General features: G+C 37.2%; 2 protein-coding genes. Both read left to right on the top strand.

The window, feature by feature from the left end; all coding sequences use genetic code 11:
• The first annotated feature begins 459 nt into the window (after nt 1-459).
• Nucleotides 460-837: a hypothetical protein gene (locus tag FTV52_RS14445; RefSeq protein WP_044502095.1), complete on the top strand. Its 378-nt coding sequence runs from the start codon at nt 460-462 to the stop codon at nt 835-837.
• Between the two features lie 23 nt (nt 838-860).
• Nucleotides 861-1828 (top strand): FAD-dependent oxidoreductase (locus FTV52_RS14440; RefSeq protein ID WP_373683433.1); only part of this gene is annotated, 968 nt, incomplete at its 3' end.

Raw genomic sequence — 1828 nt, 5'->3', positions numbered from 1 at the left:
AATTTTCAGCGTTGCTGGCTCCCCGTCAGCCGGATTGGGTTGCATCGCAGGGGTGTCGAAAGAGTCAACTGCGGTCCAAAGCTGTTGGACTTGGGTGAAAAGGGCGTTTATTCTTCCTATACGTTGTTCAGAATAACATTGTTCCGCCAACAATCAATTCGGTAGATATTGAACCTGAATATAGGGATATATTTAACTTGACGTTACACCAATCACAACAACGGCAAGTGAATTACGCAATGAGTAATACTTTTGGTTTTGGCGGACACATTGCCACAAGTATTTTTAAAAAATATGCTGAATAGAGAGTAGGTGCTAACTTCGGTTTGCTCGTGTTGGCGCTAAATCGAAAGTTCAAGTATCCCAACATGTTCCTTCGTATAGAAGTTAAAAGTTGGCAATTATCGTAGAACAACCTACAGACAACACCAATATGTAACCGATAAATAATTACAAAATATGACCGACAGAGTAAACATCATCAATAACTACATCGATGGATACAACCAATTTGATATCAAAAAAATGGTTGCAGACCTTGACGATAATATTGTTTTTGAAAACATTCAAAATAATGATATAAGTTTATCGCTGAAAGGGTTAACAGCGTTTAAACAACAGGCAGAAACAGCAAAAACATACTTTGCAAAGAGAACACAGACAGTTAAATCGTTTAGGCATTTTGACAACAGCACTGAAATAGAAATTGATTATACAGCAATTTTAGCAATTGACTTTCCGAACGGCTTAAAAAAAGGGCAAAAGCTAAAGTTATCAGGAAAATCCGTGTTTGAATTTAAAAAAAACAAAGTGATTAAATTGACAGACATTAGTTGACATTAAAACCAGCGAACAAGAATATGACTTTACTAAAACATAAAAAAATTACAATAATTGGTGCCGGGCCTGTTGGATTAACAATGGCAAAATTATTACAGCAAAACGGCATAGACGTTTCAGTTTACGAAAGAGACAACGACCGAGATGCAAGGATTTTTGGTGGGACACTTGACCTGCACAGGGATTCGGGACAGGAAGCAATGAAAAGAGCGGGATTGTTACAAACTTATTATGACTTAGCTTTACCAATGGGTGTAAATATTGCTGATGAAAAGGGTAATATTTTAACCACAAAAAATGTAAAGCCCGAAAATCGGTTTGACAATCCTGAAATAAACAGAAATGACTTAAGAACTATCTTATTAAATAGCCTACAAAATGACACCGTCATTTGGGATAGAAAACTTGTTACGCTTGAACCTGATAAGGAGAAGTGGACACTAACTTTTGAAGATAAACCGAGTGAAACAGCAGATCTGGTTATTATTGCCAATGGTGGAATGTCTAAAGTAAGAAAATTTGTTACCGACACGGAAGTTGAAGAAACAGGTACTTTCAATATACAAGCCGATATTCATCAACCAGAGGTGAACTGTCCTGGATTTTTTCAGCTATGCAATGGAAACCGGCTAATGGCTGCTCATCAAGGTAATTTATTATTTGCGAATCCTAATAATAATGGTGCATTGCATTTTGGAATAAGTTTTAAAACACCTGATGAATGGAAAAGCAAAACGCGGGTAGATTTTCAAGACAGAAATAGTGTCGTTGATTTTCTCCTGAAAAAATTTTCCGATTGGGACGAACGCTACAAAGAACTGATTCGTTTGACATCATCTTTTGTAGGGTTAGCGACACGAATATTTCCCTTAGATAAGTCTTGGAAAAGTAAGCGTCCATTACCCATAACGATGATTGGAGATGCTGCTCATTTGATGCCTCCTTTTGCAGGACAAGGCGTAAACAGTGGGTTGATGGATGCCTTGAT

The sequence above is a fragment of the Acinetobacter sp. YH1901141 genome, assembly GCF_013416935.1.
GTDB lineage: Bacteria > Pseudomonadota > Gammaproteobacteria > Pseudomonadales > Moraxellaceae > Acinetobacter > Acinetobacter towneri.
This window is presented reverse-complemented; position numbering and strand designations above follow the sequence as displayed.

What these genes read in the sequence shown, in the direction of transcription:
- FTV52_RS14445 (WP_044502095.1), top strand. Translation starts at nt 460, where the DNA reads ATGACCGACAGAGTAAACATCATCAATAACTACATCGATGGATACAAC.